The organism is Pseudomonas sp. R3.Fl (assembly GCF_023516765.1).
GTDB classification, from domain to species: Bacteria; Pseudomonadota; Gammaproteobacteria; order Pseudomonadales; family Pseudomonadaceae; genus Pseudomonas; species Pseudomonas citronellolis.
Genome location: NZ_JAMGSO010000001.1, coordinates 6,508,786 through 6,528,334, shown reverse-complemented (window position 1 = coordinate 6,528,334; position 19,549 = coordinate 6,508,786). Strand labels below are relative to the sequence as shown.

At 65.7% G+C, this 19,549-nt stretch carries 17 protein-coding genes; all 17 read left to right on the top strand.

Annotated features, from left to right (window positions below; all coding sequences use genetic code 11):
• The first annotated feature begins 15 nt into the window (after positions 1 to 15).
• The 17 genes from purB to nuoL all read left to right on the top strand — a co-directional run bounded on the left by purB (position 16) and on the right by nuoL (position 19,528).
• Complete coding sequence (gene purB / locus M8R19_RS28895; RefSeq protein ID WP_116424013.1) at positions 16 to 1,386, top strand: adenylosuccinate lyase; 1,371 nt, start codon at positions 16 to 18, stop codon at positions 1,384 to 1,386.
• 60 nt (positions 1,387 to 1,446) lie between these two features.
• Positions 1,447 to 2,622, top strand: coding sequence for a ribosomal protein uL16 3-hydroxylase (locus M8R19_RS28890; RefSeq protein WP_249919625.1), 1,176 nt, complete (start codon positions 1,447 to 1,449; stop codon positions 2,620 to 2,622).
• Positions 2,615 to 3,043 carry a GNAT family N-acetyltransferase gene (locus M8R19_RS28885; RefSeq protein WP_009623246.1) on the top strand — a complete coding sequence of 143 codons (429 nt, stop codon included), beginning with the start codon at positions 2,615 to 2,617 and terminating at the stop codon, positions 3,041 to 3,043. Before M8R19_RS28890 ends, M8R19_RS28885 begins: the two co-directional genes overlap by 8 nt.
• 10 nt (positions 3,044 to 3,053) lie before the next feature.
• Positions 3,054 to 3,671: a DUF7931 domain-containing protein gene (locus M8R19_RS28880; RefSeq protein ID WP_009623248.1), complete on the top strand. Its 618-nt coding sequence runs from the start codon at positions 3,054 to 3,056 to the stop codon at positions 3,669 to 3,671.
• Complete coding sequence (locus M8R19_RS28875) at positions 3,668 to 4,483, top strand: secretin N-terminal domain-containing protein (RefSeq protein WP_249919624.1); 816 nt, start codon at positions 3,668 to 3,670, stop codon at positions 4,481 to 4,483. The genes M8R19_RS28880 and M8R19_RS28875 overlap by 4 nt, the downstream gene beginning before the upstream one ends.
• 490 nt (positions 4,484 to 4,973) lie before the next feature.
• Entirely contained in the window at positions 4,974 to 6,569 is a 1,596-nt protein-coding gene (locus tag M8R19_RS28870) for an isocitrate lyase (protein ID WP_074980670.1), read from the top strand.
• 1,083 nt (positions 6,570 to 7,652) lie between these two features.
• Positions 7,653 to 8,066 carry an NADH-quinone oxidoreductase subunit A gene (locus M8R19_RS28865; protein WP_009623254.1) on the top strand — a complete coding sequence of 138 codons (414 nt, stop codon included), beginning with the start codon at positions 7,653 to 7,655 and terminating at the stop codon, positions 8,064 to 8,066.
• Between the two features lie 10 nt (positions 8,067 to 8,076).
• Positions 8,077 to 8,754, top strand: a complete 678-nt coding sequence (locus M8R19_RS28860) for a NuoB/complex I 20 kDa subunit family protein (protein WP_009623256.1) — start codon at positions 8,077 to 8,079, stop codon at positions 8,752 to 8,754.
• A 60-nt stretch (positions 8,755 to 8,814) separates the two neighbouring features.
• A complete protein-coding gene (nuoC, locus tag M8R19_RS28855) occupies positions 8,815 to 10,596 on the top strand; it encodes an NADH-quinone oxidoreductase subunit C/D (protein ID WP_074980671.1) in 1,782 nt (593 codons plus the stop codon).
• A gap of 2 nt (positions 10,597 to 10,598) precedes the next feature.
• Positions 10,599 to 11,093, top strand: a complete 495-nt coding sequence (gene nuoE, locus M8R19_RS28850; RefSeq protein WP_116424017.1) for an NADH-quinone oxidoreductase subunit NuoE — start codon at positions 10,599 to 10,601, stop codon at positions 11,091 to 11,093.
• On the top strand, positions 11,090 to 12,439 hold the full coding sequence (gene nuoF / locus M8R19_RS28845; protein ID WP_043318276.1) for an NADH-quinone oxidoreductase subunit NuoF: 1,350 nt from the start codon (positions 11,090 to 11,092) through the stop codon (positions 12,437 to 12,439). The genes nuoE and nuoF overlap by 4 nt, the downstream gene beginning before the upstream one ends.
• A 129-nt stretch (positions 12,440 to 12,568) precedes the next feature.
• The gene (gene nuoG, locus M8R19_RS28840) at positions 12,569 to 15,298 is read left to right on the top strand and encodes an NADH-quinone oxidoreductase subunit NuoG (protein ID WP_249919623.1); all 2,730 of its coding nucleotides are present in this window, start codon (positions 12,569 to 12,571) and stop codon (positions 15,296 to 15,298) included.
• A gap of 11 nt (positions 15,299 to 15,309) precedes the next feature.
• A complete protein-coding gene (nuoH, locus tag M8R19_RS28835) occupies positions 15,310 to 16,302 on the top strand; it encodes an NADH-quinone oxidoreductase subunit NuoH (RefSeq protein WP_074980715.1) in 993 nt (330 codons plus the stop codon).
• Positions 16,303 to 16,313: 11 nt separating this feature from the next.
• On the top strand, positions 16,314 to 16,862 hold the full coding sequence (gene nuoI, locus M8R19_RS28830; protein ID WP_074980674.1) for an NADH-quinone oxidoreductase subunit NuoI: 549 nt from the start codon (positions 16,314 to 16,316) through the stop codon (positions 16,860 to 16,862).
• Between the two features lie 11 nt (positions 16,863 to 16,873).
• Positions 16,874 to 17,374: an NADH-quinone oxidoreductase subunit J gene (gene nuoJ, locus M8R19_RS28825; RefSeq protein WP_043318272.1), complete on the top strand. Its 501-nt coding sequence runs from the start codon at positions 16,874 to 16,876 to the stop codon at positions 17,372 to 17,374.
• 4 nt (positions 17,375 to 17,378) lie between these two features.
• Positions 17,379 to 17,687 carry an NADH-quinone oxidoreductase subunit NuoK gene (nuoK, locus tag M8R19_RS28820; RefSeq protein ID WP_009623272.1) on the top strand — a complete coding sequence of 103 codons (309 nt, stop codon included), beginning with the start codon at positions 17,379 to 17,381 and terminating at the stop codon, positions 17,685 to 17,687.
• On the top strand, positions 17,684 to 19,528 hold the full coding sequence (gene nuoL / locus M8R19_RS28815) for an NADH-quinone oxidoreductase subunit L (RefSeq protein ID WP_116424019.1): 1,845 nt from the start codon (positions 17,684 to 17,686) through the stop codon (positions 19,526 to 19,528). The genes nuoK and nuoL overlap by 4 nt, the downstream gene beginning before the upstream one ends.
• Positions 19,529 to 19,549 lie beyond the last annotated feature (21 nt).

Sequence of the window (19,549 nt, the reverse complement as noted above, 5' to 3'; positions counted from 1 at the left end):
CCACGAGAACGCCCCATGCAGCTTTCCTCCCTCACCGCGGTTTCCCCCGTCGACGGCCGTTACGGCAGCAAGACCAGCGCCCTGCGTCCGATCTTCAGCGAATACGGCCTGATCCGTTTCCGCGTCCTGGTTGAGGTCCGCTGGCTGCAGCGCCTCGCGGCGCACGCCGGCATCCCCGAGGTGGCGCCCTTCTCCGGCGAAGCCAACGCCCTGCTCGACAAGCTGGCCGAGGACTTCCAGCTGGAGCACGCCGAGCGCATCAAGGAAATCGAGCGCACCACCAACCACGACGTGAAAGCCGTGGAGTACCTGCTCAAGGAACAGGCGGCCAAGCTGCCGGAGCTGGCCAAGGTCAGCGAGTTCATCCACTTCGCCTGCACCAGCGAGGACATCAACAACCTGTCCCACGCCCTGATGCTGCGCGAAGGCCGCGACCAGGTGCTGCTGCCGCTGATGCGCCAGATCGCCGAGTCGATCCGCGAGCTGGCGGTCAGGTTCGCCGACGTCCCCATGCTCTCGCGCACCCACGGCCAGCCGGCCTCGCCGACCACCCTGGGCAAGGAACTGGCCAACGTGGTCTACCGCCTGGAGCGGCAGATCAAGCAGGTCGCCGAAGTCGAGCTGCTGGGCAAGATCAACGGCGCCGTGGGCAACTACAACGCCCACCTGTCGGCCTACCCGCAGGTGGACTGGGAAGCCAACGCCCGCGAGTTCATCGTCCATGACCTGGGCCTGGCCTGGAACCCCTACACCACCCAGATCGAGCCGCACGACTACATCGCCGAGCTGTTCGACGCCATCGCCCGCTTCAACACCATCCTCATCGACTTCGACCGCGACGTCTGGGGCTACATCTCCCTGGGCTACTTCAAGCAGAAGACCGTGGCCGGCGAGATCGGCTCCTCGACCATGCCGCACAAGGTCAACCCGATCGACTTCGAGAACTCCGAAGGTAACCTGGGCATCGCCAACGCGATCTTCCAGCACCTGGCCAGCAAGCTGCCGATCTCCCGCTGGCAGCGCGACCTGACCGACTCCACCGTGCTGCGCAACCTCGGCGTCGGTTTCGCCCACAGCGTCATCGCCTATGAAGCCAGCCTCAAGGGCATCGGCAAGCTGGAGCTGAACGCCGCGCGCATCGCCGACGACCTGGACGCCTGCTGGGAAGTCCTGGCCGAGCCGGTACAGACCGTGATGCGCCGCTACGGCATCGAGAACCCCTACGAGAAGCTCAAGGAGCTGACCCGCGGCAAAGGCATCAGCGCCGAGGCCCTGCAGGTGTTCATCGAAGGCCTCGACATGCCCGCCGAAGCCAAGGCCGAGCTGAAGAAGCTGACTCCGGCGAACTACATCGGCAACGCCGCCGCCCAGGCCAAGCGCATCTGACATGCGCTGAACATTTGCACGCCCGGCTGTGCCGGGCGTTTTTGTTTCAAGGACTTACATATGAATCCTGCTATTCCTCTTCAGCTCCTGGGCGGCATCAGCGCCGATGAATTCCTCCGCGACCACTGGCAGAAGAAACCCCTGCTGGTGCGCCAGGCCATCCCCGGTTTCGAAAGCCCGCTGGAGGCCGACGAGCTGGCCGGCCTGTCCCTGGAGGACAGCGTCGAGTCGCGCATCGTCCTCGAACACGGCAACACCCCCTGGGAAATGCGCCGCGGCCCCTTCAGCGAGGACACCTACAAGGAACTGCCCGAGCGCGACTGGACCCTGCTGGTGCAGGCCGTCGACCAGTTCGTGCCGGAAGTCGCCGGCCTGCTGGAGCACTTCAAGTTCCTGCCCAGTTGGCGCATCGACGACGTGATGATCAGCTACGCCGCTCCCGGCGGCGGTGTCGGCCCGCATTTCGACAACTACGACGTGTTCCTGCTGCAGGGCCACGGCCGCCGTCGCTGGAAGGTCGGCCAGCTGTGCGACGCCGACAGCCCGATGCTGCAGCACGCCGACCTGCGTATCCTCGCCGACTTCCAGCAGAGCGACGAATGGGTGCTGGAACCCGGCGACATGCTCTACCTGCCGCCGCGCCTGGCCCACTACGGCATCGCCGAGGACGAGTGCATGACCTACTCGGTCGGCTTCCGCGCCCCCAGCGCCGCCGAGGTGCTGACCCACTTCACCGACTTCCTCGCCCAGTTCCTCTCCGACGAGGAGCGCTACAGCGACGCCGGCATGGCCGCCGTGCAGAGCGGCGAGGACCAGCACAAGATCCAGCGCGACGCCCTCGACCGCCTGAAGAACCTGCTGCAGGAGCACATGAGCGACGAGCGCCTGCTGCTCACCTGGTTCGGCCAGTTCATGACCGAGCCGCGCTACCCGGAACTGGTGACCGGCGAGGAGATCGACGACACGGACCTGCGGCAGGCCCTGGAAGACGGCGCCGTGCTGGTGCGCAACCCCAGCGCGCGCCTGGCCTGGAGCGAAGTGGACGTCGGCCTGCTGCTGTTCTCCAGCGGCCAGAGCGTGGTGCTGCCCAAGGCCATGGAGCCGCTGCTCAAGCTGGTGTGCTCGGCGGACGCCCTGCACAGCGACAACCTCGGCCAATGGCTGGGCGACGAGGATGGGCGTAAGCTGTTGGCAGAATTGGTCAAACAGGGCAGTTTGGAGTTTGCCGATGAGTAACAAGATCAGGGTTCGCCTGGCCGATTGGCAGAAGGACAATGCCGACCTGCGACGCATCCGCGAGGCGGTCTTCATCGCCGAGCAATCGGTGCCGCCGGAACTGGAGTGGGATGCCGAGGACGCGGAAGCCGTGCACTTCCTCGCCTTCGAGGGGGACTACGCAATCGGCACGGCGCGCCTGCTGCCCGACGGCCACATCGGCCGCGTCTCGGTACTCAAGGACTGGCGCGGGCTGAAGGTCGGCGACCAGTTGATGCGCGCCGCCATCGAGGAAGCCGAGCGCCGCCAGCTCAAGCGCCAGCTGCTCACCGCCCAGGTCTATGCCATCCCCTTCTACGAGCGGCTAGGCTTCAAGGTGGCCAGCGGAGAATTCCTCGAAGCCGGCCTGCCCCACGTCGACATGGTGCGCGAAAGCGCCTGAGGAAGCCGCGATGAAAGACGCCCCGGACCACGAAGGCCAACTCCCGGCCATCGACTTCCAATCCCCGGGGCGTTTCAGCGTGCACAACCCGGCGCCCGACCTGCCGGCCTCCCAACCCTGGGAACCGGCGCCCTTCCGCCTCGGCGAGGCCAGCGGCCTGCAACGCTTCGGCGAACCAGAGGCCGCCCGCTCCCATGCCCTGGCGCTGATGCAGCAGGCCAGCCGCAGCCTGTGCCTGTACAGCCCCGACCTGGAAGCCTGGCTGTACAACCACAGCAGCATCCAGGAAGCCTGCACCCGCCTGCTGCTGCGCCATCCGCAGAACCGCCTGCGCATCCTCCTGCGCGACAGCACCCGCCCGGTCAGGGAAGGCCACCGCCTGCTCAACCTCAGCCGGCGCCTGTCGAGCAACCTGCACATCCGCCTGCTCAACCCGGACTACCCCAGCCCGGAACAGGCCTTCCTGCTCGCCGACCAACTCGGCCTGCTGCTGCGAACCGAACCAGCGCTGCCCGCCGGCCATGCCCACTACAACGACCCCGGCCGCGTGCGCCAGTTGCAGGCGCAGTTCGACCAGGCCTGGGACACCAGCCTCGCCGACCCGAACCTGCGGAGCTTCCTGCTGTGAGCCATCGCCGAACCGCCCTGCTCCTCGCCTGCGCCATCAGCCTGGCCGCCCAGGCCGCGCCGCGCACCGAGATCCTGCCGCTGAGCTACCGCACCGCCGACGAAATCCTCCCGGTGGCGCAGCAGGTCCTCGGCAACGAAGGCCGGGTGACCGCCTACGGCAGCCAACTGGTGGTCAACGCCGAGCCGGCGAAGATCCGCGAGCTGCAGCAGGTGCTGGAGCAACTGGACACCCGCCCCCATCGCCTGCTGATCAGCGTCGACACCAGCGATTCCAGCCAGCGCAGCCGCAGCGGCTATTCGGTGAACGGCTCGGCCAGCGTCGGCAACGTCGAGATCCAGAGCGGCCGCGGCGAGGTCCACGGCCGCGACCAGGTGCGCATCATCGACAGCTCCACCGCCAGCCGCAGCGGCGGCGTGCAGCAGATCCAGACCACCGAGGGCTCGCCGGCGCTGATCCAAGTCGGCCAGAGCCAGCCGGTGTACAACGTCGGCGTCGGCCCCTACGGCCAGGTCTACAGCCAGACCGAGTACCGCGACGCCAACCGCGGCATGTACGTGACCGCCACCCTGAGCGGCAACATCGTCCACATCGACCTGGACACCCGCAACGACCGCTTCAACAACAGCGCCCCCGGCGCCATGGACACCGCCGGCGCCAGCACCCGCCTGAGCGGCCGCCTCGGCGAGTGGATCGAGGTGGGCGGCGTCAGCGAAAACAGCCAGAGCAGCCAGGGCGGCCTGACGCGCAATTACAGCACCCAGGGCCGCAGCGACAGCAGCCTGCGGGTGAAGGTCGAAGTGCTCGACTAAGCCTTCCGAAGGTGACCGGAGAGTCCTCCTTAGACCTTCGTGTAGTAGTCCAAAAAAAACACTACAAAACGTTTGACGAACGTTTGTTCGAAAGGCATGATGGCCTCGCTCCCGCTAACCAGGGGCCCTGAACCGGGCCTCCGGATCGAGCCCGCAGCCCACTCGCTGTGCCGGTCCGTGTTGTTACAGCCCACAAGGCGAAATGACGAGGTTGCGACTGGCAAGAAGTTGTCCTGAGGGACGGGGAAGCAAACAACGTATCAGCAAGATGGTCGAATGCAGCCATTCGCCCTCGCCCAACGGCAGCCACGAGCCGGCAAGCGATCCCGAATGCCATCGCTGCGATCATCTACCTGTTCGCCCGCGCCACCCCCTCCCCCTCTGCGTCAATCCTTCCAGTCGTCATTTCGCCATCTGCGGCGAGCGATCCCACGGGTCCTGCGTGGGAAGTCGGTGCTCAACCAACACATTTTTTGAAGGATTGTTGACCATGTCCGCATATCAGAACGACATCAAGGCCGTTGCCGCCCTGAAAGAGAAGTTCGGCAGCAGCTGGAGCGCTATCAACCCCGAGTCCGTCGCCCGTATGCGCGCCCAGAACCGCTTCAAGACTGGCCTGGATATCGCCAAGTACACCGCGGCCATCATGCGCAAGGACATGGCCGAATACGACGCCGACTCCTCCGTCTACACCCAGTCCCTGGGCTGCTGGCACGGCTTCATCGGTCAACAGAAGCTGATCTCCATCAAGAAGCACCTGAAGACCACCAACAAGCGCTACCTCTACCTGTCCGGCTGGATGGTCGCCGCGCTGCGCTCGGACTTCGGCCCGCTGCCCGACCAGTCCATGCACGAGAAGACCGCGGTTTCCGGCCTGATCGAAGAGCTGTACACCTTCCTGCGCCAGGCTGACGCCCGCGAACTGGACCTGCTGTTCACCGCCCTGGACGCCGCCCGCGAAGCCGGCGACAAGGTCAAGCAGGACGAGATCCAGGCCCAGATCGACGGCTACGAAACCCACGTCGTACCGATCATCGCCGACATCGACGCCGGCTTCGGCAACCCTGAAGCCACCTACCTGCTGGCCAAGAAGATGATCGAAGCCGGTGCCTGCTGCATCCAGATCGAGAACCAGGTTTCCGACGAGAAGCAGTGCGGCCACCAGGACGGCAAAGTGACCGTTCCGCACGAAGACTTCCTCGCCAAGATCAACGCCGTTCGCTACGCCTTCCTCGAGCTGGGCGTTGACGATGGCGTGATCGTCGCCCGTACCGACTCCCTGGGCGCCGGCCTGACCAAGCAGATCGCCGTGACCAAGCAACCGGGCGACCTGGGCGACCAGTACAACTCCTTCCTGGACTGCGACGAGATCAGCGCGGCCGACCTGCAGAACGGCGACGTGGTGATCAACCGCGGCGGCAAGCTGCTGCGTCCCAAGCGCCTGCCCTCCAACCTGTTCCAGTTCCGCAAGGGCACCGGCGAAGACCGCTGCGTCCTGGACTGCATCACCTCGCTGCAGAACGGCGCCGACCTGCTGTGGATCGAAACCGAGAAGCCGCACGTTGGTCAGATCAAGGGCATGGTTGACCGCATCCGCGAAGTCATCCCGAACGCCAAGCTGGTCTACAACAACAGCCCGTCGTTCAACTGGACCCTGAACTTCCGCCAGCAGGTGTTCGATGCGTTCGTCGCCGAAGGCAAGGACGTTTCCGCCTACGACCGCGCCAAGCTGATGAGTGTCGAGTACGACGAGACCGAACTGGCCCAGGTTGCCGACGAGAAGATCCGCACCTTCCAGCGCGACGGCTCGGCCCACGCCGGCATCTTCCACCACCTGATCACCCTGCCGACCTACCACACCGCCGCACTGTCGACCGACAACCTGGCCAAGGGCTACTTCGCCGACCAGGGCATGCTGGCCTACGTGAAAGGTGTTCAGCGTCAGGAACTGCGTCAGGGCATCGCCTGCGTCAAGCACCAGAACATGGCTGGCTCGGACATCGGCGACAACCACAAAGAGTACTTCGCCGGCGAAGCCGCGCTGAAGGCCTCGGGCAAAGACAACACCATGAACCAGTTCCACTAAGAACCGGTTCGCCCGGCCCCTCGGGGCCGGGAAGCGGCCCAGCCGCAAAGGTGTAGCGCCAATGAAAACGCCGTTTCCCTTGGGAAACGGCGTTTTTTCATGTCCGGCGCCGAGATGCGGCGGATAACCGCGAGCGGTTATCCGCCCTACGAACTCGCCGACTGACGCCGAACTATCCGCCCACTCCGAACGCCCCCTCTCCCGCTTGCGGGAGAGGGGGCTCTTCTGCGAGTACGCGGAGTGAACAACTGGCTTGCCGGCTACGCCGAGATGCTCTTCGTAGGAGCGAGCTTGCTCGCGAATGAGCCCCGCAGCGGAGTTTGTTCGCGAGCAAGCTCGCTCCCACGAGAAGCCATCGGACCTTGTCCGCGATAGCCGGAGGTTCCCGCGCGATTCGCGGATAAGATCCGCTCCTACACTGCCCCACCCACGTCATTCCATGTAGGAGCGCGCCCTGCGCGCGAATCGCGGGCAGGGCCCGCTCCTACAGTTCGCCGGGAGGCGCTGCGCTCCGGGCTGACACCCACCTGTAGGAGCGGATTCATCCGCGATCCGGCCGGCAGGCCGGCCTATGCCGACGCTCACACCACCCTGTAACCGTTATCCGCCCTAGGCAGCGGCCTCCGGCGCACACCCCAACGCCCCCAAAACAGCTCATTGGGAAATTCCCGACGCCAATTGACGCCCATAAACCCTTAAAACCGCCGACAATAAAAAGTACGACGCCTATATGTAGTAAAGTTACGGATAAACGACACCGCGAATGATAATATTTATCATTTAAAGAGCACTAGAAACACTTTCTTCATATCCGTAAAAGTGCCATTCGACCAAAGCCTGATCCGCGCCAGCCCAGGCGTAGAGCGGCCTACAGCCGGGGCCCGGACAAAAATGCAAAAGCCTTTTGCCCGATTTGGAAGCATCTGTTTGTGTTAGAAAAATTTACTTGCCCGAGGCTTTGGGCATAAAATTGGAAAGATCACTCGAACCCTTAGCTCGCTATCTTGAGCCCGAGGTTCATGCAGCCGGGCGAAGGCCCGGAATCCAAGACCACCGCTAATTTTTGTAGGAAGGAGTATCGGCATGCCCAACCCAGCTGAACTTGCAGCTCAACACTGGGGACTCGCCGCCTTCCTTCTAGGCGTGGTCGGCCTGCTGGCCTTCATGCTAGGGGTTTCCTCGCTGCTGGGCAGCAAGGCATTTGGTCGCAGCAAGAACGAGCCCTTCGAATCCGGCATCGTTCCCACCGGCAGCGCACGCCTGCGCCTGTCGGCAAAATTCTATCTGGTCGCGATGCTCTTCGTGATCTTCGACGTCGAAGCCCTCTTCCTCTTCGCCTGGTCCGTGTCCGTCCGTGAAAGCGGTTGGGCCGGTCTGGTCGAGGCCACCATTTTCATTGCAATTCTGTTGGCAGGTCTTGTCTACCTCTGGCGGGTCGGCGCGCTCGATTGGGCGCCGGCGGCACGTCGCGAGCGGCAGGCGAAGCTAAAACAATGAGGCTTTGGCGATGCAATACAAACTTACCCGGATCGACCCCGATGCGGCCAACGATCAGTACCCGATCGGCCAGCGCGAAACGGTAGACGACCCTCTAGTAGAGGGGCAGGTCAGCAAGAACATCTTCATGGGCAAGCTCGAGGATGTTCTCAACGGCGCCGTCAACTGGGGTCGCAAGAACTCGCTGTGGCCCTATAACTTCGGCCTGTCCTGCTGCTACGTGGAGATGACCACGGCGTTCACCGCGCCGCACGACATCGCCCGCTTCGGCGCCGAAGTGATTCGTGCCTCGCCGCGCCAGGCGGACTTCATGGTCATCGCTGGCACCTGCTTCATCAAGATGGCCCCGGTCATCCAGCGCCTGTACGAGCAGATGCTGGAACCCAAGTGGGTGATCTCCATGGGCTCGTGCGCCAATTCCGGCGGCATGTACGACATCTACTCGGTGGTCCAGGGGGTCGACAAGTTCCTCCCCGTGGACGTCTACATCCCCGGCTGCCCGCCCCGCCCCGAGGCGTTCCTGCAAGGCTTGATGCTGCTGCAGGAATCCATCGGCCAGGAGCGTCGCCCGTTGTCCTGGGTGGTTGGCGATCAAGGCATCTACCGTGCCGAAATGCCTGCCCAGAAGGACCTCAAGCGCGAACAGCGCATTGCGGTCACCAACCTGCGCAGCCCCGACGAAGTGTGAAGCCGACCTCCACGAGAGGCCCTTACTTCACTCCACCGTTGACCGATAGCGACCGAGACCATGACCGCAGACTCCGCTCTGTACATCCCGCCCTATAAGGCGGACGACCAAGACATAGTCGTCGAACTGAATTCCCGCTTTGGCGCCGAGACCTTCACCGTCCAGGCCACCCGCACCGGCATGCCGGTCCTCTGGGTGAGCCGCGAGAAGCTGATCGACGTCCTCACCTTCCTGCGCAACGTACCCAAGCCCTACGTGATGCTCTACGACCTCCACGGGGTCGACGAGCGCCTGCGCACCCACCGTCGCGGCCTGCCGGGCGCCGACTTCAGCGTGTTCTACCACCTGATGTCGCTCGAGCGTAACAGTGACGTGATGATCAAGGTGGCCTTGTCCGAAGGCGACCTCAACCTGCCCACCGCCACCCGTATCTGGCCGAACGCCAACTGGTACGAGCGTGAGGTCTGGGACATGTACGGCATCCACTTCAACGGCCACCCGCACCTGGCCCGCATGCTGATGCCGCCGACCTGGCAGGGTCACCCGCTGCGCAAGGACTACCCGGCGCGCGCCACCGAGTTCGATCCCTACTCCCTCTCCGTGGCCAAGCAGGAGCTGGAACAGGAAGCCCTGCGCTTCAAGCCCGAGGACTGGGGCATGAAGCGCCACGGCGAGAACGAGGACTTCATGTTCCTCAACCTCGGCCCGAACCACCCCTCCGCCCACGGTGCCTTCCGCATCATCCTGCAGCTCGACGGCGAGGAGATCCTCGACTGCGTGCCGGAGATCGGCTACCACCACCGCGGCGCCGAGAAGATGGCCGAGCGCCAGTCCTGGCACAGCTTCATCCCCTACACCGACCGCATCGACTACCTCGGCGGGGTGATGAACAACCTGCCGTACGTGCTCTCGGTGGAGAAGCTCGCCGGCATCAAGGTGCCGCAGCGCGTCGACGTCATCCGCATCATGATGTCGGAGTTCTTCCGCATCCTGAACCACCTGCTGTACCTGGGCACCTACATCCAGGACGTGGGCGCCATGACCCCGGTGTTCTTCACTTTCACCGACCGCCAGCGCGCCTACAAGGTGGTCGAGGCCATCACCGGCTTCCGCCTGCACCCGGCCTGGTATCGCATCGGCGGCGTCGCCCACGACCTGCCGCGCGGCTGGGACAAGCTGGTCCGCGAATTCCTCGACTGGATGCCCAAGCGTCTGGACGAGTATGAAAAGGCGGCGCTGCAGAACAGCATCCTGCGCGGCCGGACCATCGGCGTGGCGCAGTACAACACCAAGGAAGCCCTGGAGTGGGGTACCACCGGCGCCGGCCTGCGCGCCACCGGTTGCGACTTCGACCTGCGCAAGGCCCGCCCCTACTCCGGCTACGAGAACTTCGAGTTCGAAGTGCCGCTGGCCCACAACGGCGACGCCTACGACCGCTGCATGGTGAAGATGGGCGAGATGCGCCAGAGCCTGCGCATCATCGAGCAGTGCCTGAAGAACATGCCCGAAGGCCCCTACAAGGCCGACCACCCGCTGACCACGCCGCCGCCCAAAGAGCGCACGCTGCAGCACATCGAGACGCTGATCACCCACTTCCTGCAGGTTTCCTGGGGCCCGGTCATGCCGGCCAACGAAGCCTTCCAGATGGTCGAGGCGACCAAGGGTATCAACAGCTACTACCTGACGAGCGATGGCAGCACCATGAGCTACCGGACGCGCATCCGGACGCCCAGCTTCGCGCACCTGCAACAGATTCCGTCGGTCATCAACGGCAGCATGATCGCCGACCTGATCGCCTATCTGGGCAGCATCGACTTCGTTATGGCTGACGTGGACCGCTGATCATGAGCACCATCATCCAGACTGACCGTTTCGCCCTGAGCGAAACCGAGCGCTCGGCCATCGAGCACGAGCTGCATCACTACGAGGACTCCCGCGCGGCGTCCATCGAGGCCCTGAAGATCGTCCAGAAGGAGCGCGGCTGGGTGCCGGACGGCGCCATCCCGGCGATCGCCGAGATCCTCGGCATCCCCGACAGCGACGTCGAGGGCGTGGCCACCTTCTATAGCCAGATCTTCCGCCAGCCGGTCGGCCGCCACATCATCCGCGTGTGCGACAGCATGGTCTGCTACATCGGCGGCCACGAGTCCGTGGTCGGCGAGATCCAGAAGCAGTTGGGCATCGGCCTCGGCCAGACCACCGCCGACGGCCGCTTCACCCTGCTGCCGGTGTGCTGCCTGGGCAACTGCGACAAGGCCCCGGCGCTGATGATCGACGACGATACCCACGGCAATCTCGAGCCGTCGGCGGTCGCCAAACTGCTGGAGGCCTACGCATGACGCTCCTTACCTCCTACGGCACCCCCAACCGCACCGCGCGCGCCGCGGAAACCCACCCGCTGACCTGGCGCCTGCGTGACGACGGCGCCCCGGTCTGGCTGGAGGAATACCAGGCGAAGAACGGCTACGCCGCCGCGCGCAAGGCGCTGGCCGAAATGGCTGCCGACGACATCGTCCAGACCGTCAAGGACTCCGGCCTCAAGGGCCGCGGCGGTGCGGGCTTCCCCACCGGCGTGAAGTGGGGCCTGATGCCCAAGGACGAATCCCTCGACATCCGCTACCTGCTGTGCAACGCGGACGAGATGGAGCCCAACACCTGGAAGGACCGCATGCTCATGGAGCAGCTGCCGCACCTGCTGGTGGAAGGCATGCTGATCTCCGCGCGGGCGCTGAAGGCCTACCGCGGCTACATCTTCCTGCGCGGCGAATACGTCGACGCGGCGCGCAACCTCAACCGCGCCATCGACGAAGCCAAGGCCGCCGGCCTGCTGGGCAAGAACATCCTCGGCAGCGGCTTCGACTTCGAGCTGTTCGTCCACACCGGCGCCGGCCGCTACATCTGCGGTGAAGAAACCGCGCTGATCAACTCGCTGGAAGGCCGCCGCGCCAACCCGCGCTCCAAGCCGCCCTTCCCCGCCGCCGTCGGCGTCTGGGGCAAACCGACCTGCGTCAACAACGTCGAGACCCTGTGCAACGTGCCGGCGATCGTCGAGAACGGCGTCGACTGGTACAAGGGCCTGGCGCGCCCGGGCAGCGAAGACATGGGCACCAAGCTCATGGGCTTCTCCGGCAAGGTGCAGAACCCCGGCATCTGGGAACTGCCGTTCGGCATCCCGGTGCGCGAGGTCTTCGAGGACTACGCCGGCGGCATGCGCGAGGGCTACAAGCTCAAGGCCTGGCAGCCCGGCGGCGCCGGCACCGGCTTCCTGCTCCCCGAGCACATGGACGCCCTGTTCTACGCCGGCGGCATCGCCAAGGTCGGCACCCGCATGGGCACCGGCCTGGCCATGGCGGTGGACGACAGCATCAACATGGTCTCGCTGCTGCGCAACATGGAAGAGTTCTTCGCCCGCGAGTCGTGCGGCTGGTGCACCCCGTGCCGCGACGGCCTGCCGTGGAGCGTGAAGCTCCTGCGCGCGCTGGAGCGTGGCGAAGGCCAGCCCGGCGACCTCGAGACCCTCGAGCAGCTGGTCAACTTCCTCGGCCCAGGCAAGACCTTCTGCGCCCACGCACCGGGCGCCGTCGAACCGCTGGGCAGTGCCTTGAAATATTTCCGTCCCGAGTTCGAAGCGGGCGTCTCCCGCCAGGCTCAGGCCGCGCCGCAACCGCAACGCGTCGGCGCGTAAAGCTTTGGATGCCGGGCCCGCGGGCCCGGCGATGTTCCGTCGTAGCGCCGCGGCATGCCGCCGGCCCGACGGAGCCGTGATTTCCCTTAGCCAAGCCCGCTGACAACGGGCCAACGAAGAACTTGAACCATGGCCACTATCCACGTAGACGGCAAGACGTTAGAAGTCGATGGGGCGGACAACCTGTTGCAGGCCTGCCTGTCCCTCGGACTCGACATCCCCTACTTCTGCTGGCACCCGGCGCTCGGTAGCGTCGGCGCCTGCCGCCAGTGCGCGGTCAAGCAGTACACCGACGAGAACGACAAGCGTGGTCGTCTCGTCATGTCCTGCATGACCCCCGCCACCGACAACACCTGGATCTCCATCGAGGACGAAGAGGCCAAGGCCTTCCGCGAGAGCGTCGTCGAATGGCTGATGACCAACCACCCGCACGACTGCCCGGTGTGCGAGGAAGGCGGTCACTGCCACCTGCAGGACATGACGGTGATGACCGGCCACAACAAGCGCCGGTACCGCTTCACCAAGCGCACCCACCAGAACCAGGAACTCGGCCCGTTCATCGCCCACGAGATGAACCGCTGCATCGCCTGCTACCGCTGCGTGCGCTACTACAAGGACTACGCCGGCGGCACCGACCTGGGCGTCTATGGCGCGCACGACAACGTGTACTTCGGCCGCATCGAGGACGGCGTGCTGGAGAGCGAGTTCTCCGGCAACCTGACCGAGGTCTGCCCGACCGGCGTGTTCACCGACAAGACCCACTCCGAGCGCTACAACCGCAAGTGGGACATGCAGTTCGCCCCGAGCATCTGCCATGGCTGCTCCAGCGGCTGCAACATCAGCCCCGGCGAGCGCTACGGCGAGATCCGCCGCATCGAGAACCGCTACAACGGCTCGGTGAACCACTACTTCCTCTGCGACCGCGGCCGCTTCGGCTACGGCTACGTCAACCGCGAGGACCGTCCGCGCCAGCCGATGCTGATGCTCAGCAAACAGAAGCTGAGCCTGGACGGCGCCCTTGACCAGGCCGCCGCCCTGCTCAAGGGCCGCAAGGTGATCGGCATCGGTTCGCCGCGCGCCAGCCTGGAAAGCAACTACGCGCTGTCCGAACTGGTCGGCGCCGGCAACTTCTACAGCGGCATCGCCGCCGACGAGCTGCAGCGCCTGCGCCTGGTGCTCAAGGTGATGCAGGACGGCCCGCTGCCCTCCCCCACCATCCGCGACATGGAAGACCATGACGCGGTCTTCGTGCTCGGCGAAGACCTGACCCAGACCGCCGCCCGCATCGCCCTGGCCCTGCGCCAGTCGGTGAAGGGCAAGGGCGAGGACATGGCCGCCGCGATGAAGATCCAGCCGTGGCTCGACGCCGCGGTGAAGACCATCGCCCAACACGAGAAGAACCCGCTGTTCATCGCCAGCCTCGCCGAGACGCGCCTGGACGACGTCGCCGCCGAGTGCGTGCACGCCGCCCCCGAGGACCTGGCCCGCCTGGGCTTCGCCGTGGCCCACGCGATCGACCCGAGCGCCCCGGCCGTAGCCGGCCTGGAGCCGGAAGCGCAAGCCCTGGCCCAGCGCATCGCCGACGCCCTGGTCGCCGCCAAGCGCCCGTTGGTGGTCTCCGGCGTTTCGCTGCGCAGCAACGCCCTGATCGAAGCCGCGGCGAACATCGCCAGCGCGCTGAAGCAGCGCGAGAAGAACGGCTCGCTGAGCCTGGTGGTGCCGGAAGCCAACAGCCTGGGCCTCGCCATGTTCTGTGACAAGCAGGGCGGCGGCGAGTCCGTCGAAGCCGCGCTGGAGCAACTGACCTCCGGCGCCGCCGACGCCGTGGTGGTGCTGGAGAACGACCTGTACCGCCGCGCCGAAGCCGCCCAGGTCGACGCCGCCCTGGCCGCCGCCAAGCTGGTGATCGTCGCCGACCACCAGAGCACCGCGACCAGCGCCAAGGCGCACATCGTCCTGCCGGCCGCCAGCTTCGCCGAAGGCGACGGCACCCTGGTCAGCCAGGAAGGCCGCGCCCAGCGCTTCTTCCAGGTCTTCGACCCGACCTACTACAACGCCGACAACCTGGTCCGCGAAGGCTGGCGCTGGCTGCACGCCCTGCACAGCACCCTCGAGGGCAAGCGCGTCGACTGGACGCAGCTGGACCACGTGATCGACGCCGTGGTCGCCGCCAAGCCGCACCTGGCCGGCATCCGCGACGCCGCGCCGAACGCCGCGTTCCGCATCAAGGGCCTGAAGCTGGCGCGTGAACCGCACCGCTATTCCGGCCGCACCGCCATGCGCGCCAACATCAACGTCAGCGAGCCCCGCGCCCCGCAGGACATCGACAGCGCCTTCGCCTTCTCCATGGAAGGCTATTCCGGCAGCGCCGAGCCGCGTCAGCAGATTCCCTTCGCCTGGTCCCCGGGCTGGAACTCGCCGCAGGCCTGGAACAAGTTCCAGGACGAGGTCGGCGGCCACCTGCGCGCCGGCGACCCGGGCGTGCGCCTGATCGAGGCCAAGGGCGAGGCCCTGTGGTTCAGCGACGTGCCGGCGCCGTTCCACACCCCGGCCAGCCAGTTCAAGGTGGTGCCCTTCTATCACCTGTTCGGCAGCGAGGAGAACAGCTCCCGCGCCAAGCCGGTGCAGGAGCGCATCCCGGAAACCTACGTGGCCCTGGGCCGCGAGGAAGCCGAGCGCCTGGGCCTGGCCGAAGGCAAGCTGCTGCGCCTGAGCGTCAAGGGCCACGAGCTGCGCCTGCCGCTGCGTATCAGCGAAGAGCTGGGCGCGGGCCTGGTCGCCCTGCCGGCCGGCCTGGCCGGTATCCCCGCCGGTGTGTTCGGCGGTGTCGCTGAAGGTCTGCAGGAGGCTGCGCAATGAGCTTGATGAGCATGAGCTGGCTGACACCCGCCATCGTCGACATCATCATCGAGGTCATCAAGGCCATCGTCATCCTGCTCGCCGTGGTCGTCTGCGGCGCGCTGCTGAGCTGGGTCGAGCGGCGCCTGCTGGGTCTCTGGCAGGACCGCTACGGTCCCAACCGGGTCGGCCCGTTCGGCGCCTTCCAGCTCGGCGCGGACATGATCAAGATGTTCTTCAAGGAAGACTGGACGCCGCCGTTCGCCGACAAGATGATCTTCACCCTCGCCCCGGTCATCGCCATGGGCGCGCTGTTGATCGCCTTCGTGATCATCCCGATCAGCCCCAGCTGGGGCGTGGCGGACCTGAACATCGGCATCCTGTTCTTCTTCGCCATGGCCGGCCTGACCGTGTACGCGGTGCTCTTCGCCGGCTGGTCGAGCAACAACAAGTTCGCCCTGCTCGGCAGCCTGCGCGCCTCGGCCCAGACCATCTCCTACGAGGTGTTCCTGGCCCTGTCGCTGATGGGCATCGTGGCCCAGGTCGGCTCGTTCAACATGCGCGACATCGTCGACTACCAGGCCCAGCACCTGTGGTTCATCATTCCGCAGTTCTTCGGCTTCTGCACCTTCATCATCGCCGGCGTCGCCGTGACCCACCGTCACCCGTTCGACCAGCCCGAAGCTGAGCAGGAACTGGCCGACGGCTACCACATCGAGTACGCCGGGATGAAATGGGGCATGTTCTTCGTCGGCGAATACATCGGCATCGTGCTGATCTCGGCGCTGCTGGTGACGCTGTTCTTCGGTGGCTGGCACGGCCCGTTCGGCCTGCTGCCGCAGATCCCGTTCATCTGGTTCGCCCTGAAGACCAGCTTCTTCATCATGCTGTTCATCCTGATCCGCGCCTCGCTGCCGCGTCCGCGCTATGACCAGGTGATGGCCTTCAGCTGGAAGTTCTGCCTTCCGCTGACCCTGATCAACCTGCTGGTGACCGGCGCCTGTGTGCTGGCCGCGGCCCAGTAAGGAGAACCACCATGATCAAAGAAATCCTGCACATCGTGCATGGCACCTACACCCAGCTGCGCAGCCTGGTGATGATCTTCGGCCATGCCTTCCGCAAGCGCGACACCCTGCAGTACCCGGAAGAGCAGGTCTACCTGCCGCCGCGCTACCGCGGCCGCATCGTCCTCACCCGCGACCCCGACGGCGAGGAACGCTGCGTAGCCTGCAACCTGTGCGCCGTGGCCTGCCCGGTCGGCTGCATCTCGCTGCAGAAGGCCGAGGCCGACGACGGCCGCTGGTACCCCGAGTTCTTCCGCATCAACTTCTCCCGCTGCATCTTCTGCGGCCTGTGCGAGGAAGCCTGCCCGACCACCGCGATCCAGCTGACCCCGGATTTCGAGATGGGCGAGTTCAAGCGCCAGGACCTGGTGTACGAGAAGGAAGACCTGCTGATCTCCGGCCCCGGCAAGAACCCGGACTACAACTTCTACCGCGTCGCCGGCATGGCCATCGCCGGCAAGCCCAAGGGCAGCGCGCAGAACGAGGCCGAACCGATCAACGTCAAGAGCCTGCTGCCGTAAGGAGACGTCGCGTGGAATTCGCTTTCTACTTCGCCGCCGGCGTCGCCGTGCTGGCAACCCTGCGGGTCATCACCAACAGCAACCCGGTGCATGCCCTGCTCTACCTCATCGTTTCGCTGCTCGCCGTGTCGATGACCTTCTTCAGCCTCGGCGCCCCGTTCGCCGGCGCCCTGGAGATCATCGTCTACGCCGGCGCGATCATGGTGCTGTTCGTCTTCGTGGTGATGATGCTCAACCTGGGCCCGGCGATCGCCGAGCAGGAGCGCAAGTGGCTCAAGCCCGGGGTCTGGATCGGCCCGGGCGTGCTCTCCGCCGTCCTGCTCGTCGAGCTGCTGCTGGTGCTGTCGCGCAACCCCAGCGGCGCCGGCATCGGCCACACCACCGTGGACGCCAAGGCCGTGGGCATCGCCCTGTTCGGCCCCTACCTGCTGGTCGTCGAACTGGCCTCGATGCTGCTCCTGGCGGCACTGGTCGCCGCCTACCACCTCGGCCGCCACGACGCGAAGGAATAACACCATGAATGCAATCCCCCTGGAACACGGGCTGGCACTCTCCGGCGTGCTGTTCTGTCTCGGTCTGGCCGGCCTGATGGTCCGGCGCAACATCCTGTTCGTACTCATGAGCCTGGAAGTGATGATGAACGCCGCCGCGCTGGCCTTCGTGGTCGCCGGCAGCCGCTGGGCGCAGCCCGACGGCCAGGTGATGTTCATCCTGGTGCTCAGCCTGGCCGCGGCCGAGGCGAGCATCGGTCTGGCGATCCTGCTGCAACTGTATCGCCGCTTCCATACCCTCGATGTCGACGCTGCCAGCGAGATGCGCGGATGAACCTGCTGCCCCTCACCTTCCTGTTCCCCCTGGTCGGCTTCCTGCTGCTGTCTTTCTCCCGCGGCAAGTGGTCGGAAAATCTCTCCGCGCTGGTCGGCGTCGGTTCGGTCGGCCTGGCCGCGCTGTCCGCCTTCTGGGCGATCTGGAGCTTCCACAGCGCCCCGCCGGAAGGCGGCGCCTACACCCTGGTGCTGTGGCAGTGGATGAGCGTCGACGGCTTCGCGCCGAACTTCGCCCTGTACCTGGACGGCCTGTCGGTCACCATGCTCGGCGTGGTCACCGGCGTCGGCTTCCTGATCCACCTGTTCGCCAGCTGGTACATGCGCGGTGAAGACGGCTACTCGCGCTTCTTCGCCTACACCAACCTGTTCATCGCCAGCATGCTGTTCCTGGTGCTGGGCGACAACCTGCTGTTCCTGTACTTCGGCTGGGAAGGCGTGGGCCTGTGCTCCTATCTGCTGATCGGCTTCTACTACAGCCACGTACCGAACGGCAACGCGGCGCTCAAGGCCTTCATCGTCACCCGCGTGGGCGACGTGTTCATGGCCTTCGGCCTGTTCATCCTGTTCCAGCAGCTGGGCACCCTGAACATCCAGGAGCTGCTGGTGCTGGCCCCGCAGCACTTCGCCCAGGGCGACCTGTGGGTGAGCCTGGCGGCCCTGGCGCTGCTTGGCGGCGCGGTCGGCAAGTCGGCCCAGCTGCCGCTGCAGACCTGGCTGGCGGACGCGATGGCCGGCCCCACCCCGGTTTCCGCGCTGATCCACGCGGCGACCATGGTCACCGCGGGCGTCTACCTGATCGCCCGCTGCCACGGCATCTTCACCCTGGCGCCGAACGTGCTGGAACTGGTCGGCGTGGTCGGCGCGGTCACCCTGGTCCTGGCCGGCTTCGCCGCCCTGGTGCAGACCGACATCAAGCGCATCCTCGCCTACTCGACCATGAGCCAGATCGGCTACATGTTCCTGGCCCTGGGCGTCGGCGCCTGGGACGCGGCGATCTTCCACCTGATGACCCACGCCTTCTTCAAGGCCCTGCTGTTCCTCGCCTCCGGTGCGGTGATCGTCGCCTGCCACCACGAGCAGAACATCTTCAAGATGGGCGGCCTGTGGAAGAAGCTGCCGCTGGCCTACGCCAGCTTCATCGTCGGTGGTTCGGCCCTGGCCGCCCTGCCGCTGGTCACCGCCGGCTTCTACTCCAAGGACGAGATCCTCTGGGAAGCCTTCGCCAGCGGTCACCAGAACCTGCTGATCGCCGGCCTGGTGGGTGCCTTCCTGACCTCGATCTACACCTTCCGCCTGATCTTCATCGCCTTCCACGGCGAGCAGAAGACCGAGGCCCACGCCGGCCATGGCATCAGCCACTGGCTGCCGCTGTCGGTGCTGATCGTGCTGTCGACCTTCATCGGCGCGCTGATCACCCCGCCGCTGCACGGCGTGCTGCCGGAAAGCGTCGGCCATGCCGGCGGCGAAGCTCAGCACAGCCTGGAAATCGCCTCGGGCGCCATCGCCCTGGCCGGTATCCTGCTGGCCGGCCTGCTGTTCCTCGGCAAGCGCCGCTTCGTCAGCGCCCTGGCCAAGAGCGCGCCGGGCCGCTTCTTCGGCACCTGGTGGTACCACGCCTGGGGCTTCGACTGGCTGTACGACAAGCTGTTCGTGAAACCCTATCTGCTGCTCTGCCGCCTGCTCGGCCGCGACCCCATCGACCAGACACTGGTCCTGGTGCCGCTGTCCGCCCGCGGTGGGCACACCCTTCTGAGCCTGACCGAGAACGGCCGCCTGCGCTGGTACGCCGCTTCCCTGGTCGGCGGCGCGGTGCTGCTGCTCGCGCTGCTACTGGCCTAACGCATTCACGAAAGAGATCGA